The sequence below is a fragment of the Streptomyces sp. NPDC005151 genome (assembly GCF_053599875.1).
In genome coordinates, this window is sequence record NZ_JBSFYR010000181.1 from 1 (window position 1) to 6,802 (window position 6,802).

Consider the following 6,802-nt stretch of genomic DNA (forward strand, 5'->3'; position numbering starts at 1 on the left):
AAGCCACGAACCGTTCCTACGGCGGCGTGCACCGTCTCCTCGCCGACGCCGGAGTGACCTTCCGCTCCCGCGGCGGCGAGATGCGCAAGAAGACCAGCGCCTGACCGTTGCTGGACGCGGCCTCGGCCGTTGAGTCTGCGCGGGCCGCCGGACCGGACGGTCAAGGTAGGGCCCCCTTTGGTCCGGCGGCTACGGCCGGCGCAGGGCCCGGACGGCCTCGGCGAGTTCACGGTGCCGCGCGGCGCTCGCGCTGAATCGCCACAGCGGACCGTCGCGGTGCGGCTCGGCGTAGACCATGCCCCGGTATTGGACCAAGTCGTAGACGGCCCAGGCCATGTCGCTGGTGCTGGCGGGGCGGACGAACTGCACCTCGCGTCCGTCGACCTCGTACGCGAAGAGGTCCTGCAGCGCCGTGCGAAGCTCACCGACGCCCAGCTCGGCCAGCTCGCCGAACTCGGACTCAACTGGCGCTGAACCGGGGCCCGGCGCCCAACAACGCGGAGGCGCGCACCACCCGGTGCGCGCCTCCACATCTGAAATCCGGCGGCCTACCGCCAGTGCATGCTGACCGTCATCAGGGGCGTATCAGTTGTCATCCCGGACTGCCGCGGCTGCATCCCAGAGGTAGTCCGGGCCCCTGGAGGTCTGCAAGTCCTGAACGTCAGTGATCTGGCCGAGCAGCGTGTCCAGACCATCGCCTGCCTCACCGGCCCGCCGAGTGAACTCCGGCACGTTGACGTACAGCGCCTGTGGGCGCGCGGGCGCGGTCATCCCCTTGCCGACCTTGACCTCGGTGTACCGGAAGGTCTGGCCGTCCGGGTCGACGCTGTGCACCAGGTCGCAGACTTGCTCGATGTCGTCCTGGAGATCGAGTGTGAACATCGGGGCCAGCTTCACCAGGAAGTCGGCGAGCTCGCTCAGCTTGTGCGAGAGAGGCAGCCTCTTAGCAACTGTGGAGAAGATGCCGGGCAGCTCGGTGCCGGGCATCTGCTCGAACTCGGCGCTGTTCACCATCGCCCGCAGGATGGCCTTGAGCCCCAGTTCGAGGGCGTGCCGGTAGCTGTACAGAATGACCAAGACTAGCGAGTCGTCCGTGCCGGCACGCCAGTGGTCGGCCAGGATGTCGCCGGCGGAGCGGAAGGCAAAGGCGAGGGTAGCGTCGTCCTCCATCTCCAGCACTTCGTCACCGGAACCCGTCGGGCGGGCGCCAATGGCTGCGTAGTCCCGTGTCCACGAGGTCGGCGCCGAATCGGAGAACACGTCACGGCTCGTCATGGAGCCATCATCTCCCCGCACCGCCCTTTCAGGCGGGCTTGATTTTCCGGGAGCTGCTGCGGCGCGCGATCGTGGTGATGCTACGTCCGCTGGCGCAACGCCAGAGCCGTGACAAACAGCGGCTTCGCCCCCTACTCACCCATTCGCGACTGGACCGAGTACCCGGCCGCAGCCGCGTGACCCCGCGCTACCGCGCCGGAAAACGCTGTTCAGGCCGCAGTTCCACGCCGAAACGCCGCCACGTCGAGTCCACCCACGCCGCGCCAGGATCGCGCAGCCGTTTGGGCGTCACATCTCCTGAGCAGTACGGCGGTTGCCTGGGACACGTACGACAAGAACCAGCTGTCCCACTGATTCGTTCTCGGGAGCAGCGAGGTGTTCAACCCACAGGTTGCCGCGGATGTTGGGGATCCAGTTGATCTTGGGCGTCCGGTCGAGGATGACCAGCCCACCCAAAGTGACCCCGGTCGCCTGGTGTGCGGCGGTTTGCCGGAGGTACTTGTTGAGTCCCTTCCGTGTGGTGCGCTTCGATCGCGGTGCGCAGCACGCCGGCGAGGACGTCGGGCGGGAGCGCTTCGGCTTACAGTGCCGTGTAGACGGCCTCCTCGGCCGGGCACAATCCCAACGCCTGCAGCATCCGGCTCCTCCTCGGGCGGCCACGTGTCCGGCCCTGGCGCAGCTCGCGTGGACCGAGCCGGATTCATCTCAGCCGAACCCTATCCCGCCGTCAGGACGTCGCCAGGGGCAAGTTCGCGCCGATGAGAAACGTTTACCTGGGGCGATGCGCGGCTGCTGTCCGGCCATCCGCACGTGTCTGCCGATGCCGATGCCAACGCCCATGGCCGAAATCTTTTTGTGACTGACCGTCAACTAAGCCTTCTGGCTGGAGCGTTGCATATGACAAGCTGCCGGTCATTGCAATCGATACAGCCGAAATGACGGATACCGGTCATGGCGGTGATCCGTCACATCCCACCCTCCTCATTTGACCTGTGCACACCAATAATTGCGTCCGTCCATCGATTCCATGGAGGACCTGTGTCATCTTTCTCGCGCAAACCGGGCTTGATAGCCCTGTGCGCCGCGTTGGCTGTGCTGGCGGGCGCCCCCTCGGCCCTGGCCACCGGCCCCGCAGCCGATCTCTCGCCGGCGGCCGCTCCTGTGGATGCGGCACATGACGCCGCGCCTGTGCACACCGTCACCCTCCTCACCGGTGACGTCGTCGAGGTGCGGACCTTCGCCGACGGCACCAGCACCGCAACCGTCGAGCGCCCGGTCGGAGCCACCGGCGGCGTCCGCACCACCACTGTCGGCAAGGACCTGTACGTCTACCCCGACGAGGTCATGCCGTACGTCGCAGCTGGCGTCCTCGACAAGCAGCTGTTCGACGTCACCCGGCTGATCTCCGACGGCTACGACGACGCACACACCGAGAACCTGCCGCTGATCGTCACCTACACCAACGCGGCGGTCCGCAGCCGCAGCACCGCCACACCCGCGGGTGCCACCCGGGTCCGCGCACTGCCCAGCGTGCAGGGCGCCGCTCTGACCGCCAAGCACACGCAGGCGGCCGACTTCTGGTCCTCCGTGACCAGTACTGCCGGCACCCGCAGTGCGGCCGGCGGCGGGGCTTCCTTCGGCAAGGGCATCTCGCACATCTGGCTGGACGGCAAGGTGCGGGCGACACTGTCCGACACCACCGCCCAGATCGGCGCGCCGGACGTGTGGAAGTCCGGCTACGACGGCAAGGGCGTCAAGGTCGCCGTGCTCGACACCGGTGTCGACAGCGACCACCCGGACCTGACGGACCGGGTCAAGGGCACCGCCAGCTTCATCGACGGTGAGACGACCACTGACCGGCACGGGCACGGGACGCACACGGCGTCCACCGTGGCCGGCACCGGCGCGGCCTCGGGCGGCAAGGAAAGCGGTGTCGCGCCCGGCGCCGACCTCTACATCGGCAAGGTGCTCAGCGACCAGGGATTCGGCAACGACTCGCAGATCATCGCCGGTATGGAGTGGGCCGCCAAGTCCGTGGGCGCCAAGGTCGTCAGCATGAGCCTGGGCTCCTCCGAGGCCTACGACGGCACCGATGTCATGAGCGAGGCGGTGAACCGGCTCAGTGCCGAGACCGGCACGCTGTTCGTCATCGCCGCGGGCAACTGGGGTGCCCCGTACACCATCGGCTCCCCGGGCGCCGCGGACGCCGCACTCACCGTCGGCGCGGTCGACACCTCCGACAAGCTGGCCTACTTCTCCAGCCAGGGCCCGCGCCTCGGTGACGACGCCCTCAAGCCCGACCTCACCGGCCCCGGCGTCAATGTGCTCGCCGCCCGCTCGCACTACGCCTCCTCGGGCTCGGGCTCCTACACCACCATGAGCGGCACCTCGATGGCCACGCCGCACGTGGCAGGCGCCGCCGTGCTGCTCGCCCAGGAGCACCCGGACTGGACCGGGCAGCAGATCAAGGACGCCCTGGTCAGCACGGCCAAGGAGACTCCGAACTACACGGCCTGGGAGGGCGGCAGCGGCCGGGTCGACATCAAGGCCGCCGCCTCCGACACCGTCTTCTCGACCGGCTCGGCCTACTCCGGCTTCTACGCCTGGCCGCACGACGCGGACAAGAAGTCCGAGAAGGCCATCACCTACACCAACACCGGCGACACCGCCGCCACCCTCGACCTGAAGCTCGACGCGGCCGGCGCCCCCGCCGGGCTGTTCTCGCTCTCCGCGGACCAGGTGACCGTCCCGGCGCACGGCACGCAGCAGGTGACGCTCACCGCCGACCCCGCCACGCTGGCGTCCGGCAGCAAGGTGACCGGCCAGGTCAAGGCATATGACGCGACTGGCGCGCTGAGCGCCCACACCACCATCGGCATCAGCAAGGAGAAGGAGCGCCACACGCTCCACCTCAAGGCCCGCGACCGCGCAGGCAAGCCGCTCACCGGAACCGTCGAGCTGCTCAAGCTCGGGTGGGAGAACCCGGAGTACCTGACACTCGACGACTCCGGTGAGGCCGACGCACGCCTCGAACCGGGCACCTATTCGGCGATGATGGCGGCCAAGGTGCAGGGCGTCAACGGCCCTGACTCGCTCGGTGTCGCGCTGCTCGGCAACCCCGAGGTGAAGCTCGACAAGGACACCACCGTGGTGCTCGACGGCACCCGGGCGCACGAGGTGCGCGCCGTGACGCCCAAGAAGAGCAGCCCGATCTCGACCCGGATGGAGTACTACCGCTCCGGCGAGGGCAGCACGCTGCAGTCCGGCTACCTGCTGCCGGTGTGGTACGACAGCATCTGGGCCGAGAGCGGCACCACCAAGGTCAAGGACGGCGACTTCGCCTTCACCACCCGCTGGCGCTCCGTGCAGCCGCGGCTCACCGTCGCCTCCAAGACCCGCAGCTTCGACGATGTGCTGCCGCAGGCCGGCTCCACCCTGCTGCCCGACGGCCACTGGAAGCTCCCGGCCGTCTACGCCGGCCAGGGTGCCGCCTCCGACTACGCCGGTCTGGACGTCGCGGGCAAGGTCGCGGTGGTCCGCCGCAGCGACAGCGTCACCGCCCCCCAGCAGGCGGCGGCCGCCGCAGCCGCCGGGGTGAAGCTGCTGCTCGTCGTCAACGACCAGCCCGGCCGGCTGAGCAGCTGGTACGGGGACTACCCGGTGAACTCGCCCATCGCGGTGGCCTCGCTCACCACGGCCGAGGGCGAGGAGCTCATCGCCCAGGCACAGCAGGGCACCGCCACGCTCACGGTGTCCTCGAAGCCGGTCAGCGACTACGCCTACGACCTGGTCGAGCGCCATGACGGCATGATCCCGGATGACCTCACCTACCGGGCGACCAAGGACAACCTCGCCCGGGTGAACGTCGCCCTCAACAGCGGTAAGGCGGCCGACGGCGCCGAGTTCCGCTGGGACATCCCCTCCTACACCCGCTATGCGACCGGTTTCGCCCTCAAGACCGTGATGCCCCGCGAGCGCACCGACTGGGTGTCCACCGACGGCAAGAACCAGTGGTACGAGGAGGCATCCATCCCCGGCCTGCTGGAGGAGCGGTCCACCCGGCTCACCTACCAGGCCGGCACCACCACGGACGTGAACTGGTTCTCGCCGATCCAGCACCCCCGGGTCAACGACAGCACCTGGCTGCCGCAACGCGGCGGTGACTGGGTGACCATCAACGTCCCCGGCTGGGGCGACGCCGGCCCGAACCACGCCGGCTTCGCGCTCGACGGCGCTAAGACGCAGAAGGAGACGGTCTCCCTCTACCAGGGCGACAAGCTGGTGAGGAGCGCGAACTCCCAGGCGCTCTACACCATGGCCCCGACCGCCGCGAGGGTGCCGTACCGCCTCGTGGTCGACACCTCTCGGGACGCCTCGGTGAACCCCCTGTCCACCAGCACCCACACCGAGTGGACCTTCATGTCGGGCTACACCGACAGCGTCCAGCTGCTGCCGCTGATCCAGCTCGACTACGGGGTGAAGACCGACGGGAACGGGTACGCCCACCGCAAGGCGGCCCTGACCGTCACCCCGTCGACCATCGCCGGCGCCGCGGACGCGGGCACGGTCACCTCGACCGGGCTGGAGGTCTCGTACGACGACGGAGCCACCTGGCAGCAGGCCGGTCTGGAGCGGTCCGGAGCCTCCTGGCAGGCCGAGGTGCAGGCGCCGAAGTCGGCGTCGTACGTCTCCATCCGCGCCGCCGCGACGGACAGCAACGGCAACACCGTGACACAGACCGTCCTCCGCGCATACGCGGTCAAGTAACGCCCTGACAAGGTCGGGCTCCCCGGCTGCCGTACCGCAGCCGGGGAGCCCGACCCTTTTCACGCCCCGGGCAGGCAGCTACGCGATGGGCCCGGCCGACGCCAGGCTCCTGTCCCGGGCGACCAGGGCGGCGTACCGGCCGCCGAGGGCCAGCAGCTCCTCATGGGTGCCCTGCTCGGCGACCCGGCCGCGGTCCAGGACGACGATCAGGTCCGCGTCGCGGACGGTGGGGAGCCGGTGCGCGATGGTGATGGTGGTGCGGCCGACGGCGAGCGCGTCCACGGCCTGCTGCACGGCCTGCTCGGTCCGGTTGTCCAGGGCGCTGGTGGCCTCGTCCAGAATGAGCGTCGACAGTCCTCTGGCCACCGCCCTCGGAGAGCGGTACGGCTCCGACGCCGTCGCCGCGGAGCTCGTTCCCACGATCCCCGTGGAGACGTTGGACCGCCGCAACGACACCTCGCCGTACTACGGCGCCGGGCGGATCAAGTCGTACCTGACGACCAGTTCCGCCACCTGGTGCACCGCGGGCTTTCCCTGGCGGTACGACGGCAAGTGGTACATGCTCACCGCCGGTCACTGCACCACGGGCAACGGAGCGGTCATGAACCCCACGGAGACCGACTACGTCGGTCCGGTGGTCCGGGACAACTGGAACAACAAGTCCGGGCTCGGTCCGCCTGAAGGGGCAGAGCTACTATTCCGGCGACCTTTCGCTCTACCAGGTATTGAAGCCCGAGGCGGCCTCCGCGAGGATCTTCAA

At 69.0% G+C, this 6,802-nt stretch carries 4 protein-coding genes and 2 pseudogenes; 3 read left to right on the forward strand and 3 right to left on the reverse strand.

Going from position 1 to position 6,802, the window contains the following annotated elements:
- A partial coding sequence (locus tag ACWD6R_RS39305; RefSeq protein ID WP_451823150.1) for a helix-turn-helix domain-containing protein occupies positions 1-104 on the forward strand: 104 nt, incomplete at its 5' end.
- Positions 105-189: 85 nt separating this feature from the next.
- On the opposite strand, the gene ACWD6R_RS39310 is transcribed toward ACWD6R_RS39305, so the two are convergent.
- Both ACWD6R_RS39310 and ACWD6R_RS39315 read right to left on the reverse strand, forming a co-directional pair.
- On the reverse strand, positions 190-531 hold the full coding sequence (locus ACWD6R_RS39310) for a hypothetical protein (RefSeq protein ID WP_451823147.1): 342 nt from the start codon (positions 529-531) through the stop codon (positions 190-192).
- Between the two features lie 54 nt (positions 532-585).
- Positions 586-1,275 (reverse strand): hypothetical protein, encoded by a 690-nt coding sequence (locus ACWD6R_RS39315; RefSeq protein WP_451823148.1) that lies wholly within the window; start codon positions 1,273-1,275, stop codon positions 586-588.
- Positions 1,276-2,313: 1,038 nt separating this feature from the next.
- Between ACWD6R_RS39315 and ACWD6R_RS39320 the strand changes: the two genes are divergently transcribed.
- On the forward strand, positions 2,314-6,042 hold the full coding sequence (locus ACWD6R_RS39320; RefSeq protein ID WP_451823149.1) for a S8 family serine peptidase: 3,729 nt from the start codon (positions 2,314-2,316) through the stop codon (positions 6,040-6,042).
- 78 nt (positions 6,043-6,120) lie between these two features.
- On the opposite strand, the pseudogene ACWD6R_RS39325 reads toward ACWD6R_RS39320, so the two are convergent.
- Positions 6,121-6,393, reverse strand: a pseudogene (locus ACWD6R_RS39325) (ABC transporter ATP-binding protein); the annotation flags it as partial.
- Here ACWD6R_RS39325 and ACWD6R_RS39330 point away from each other — a divergent pair.
- Positions 6,383-6,802 (forward strand): annotated as a pseudogene (locus tag ACWD6R_RS39330) (hypothetical protein); the annotation flags it as partial. The pseudogenes ACWD6R_RS39325 and ACWD6R_RS39330 sit on opposite strands and share 11 nt — an antisense overlap.

What these genes read in the sequence shown, in the direction of transcription:
- ACWD6R_RS39315 (WP_451823148.1), bottom strand. Translation starts at nt 1,275, where the DNA reads ATGACGAGCCGTGACGTGTTCTCCGATTCGGCGCCGACCTCGTGGACA.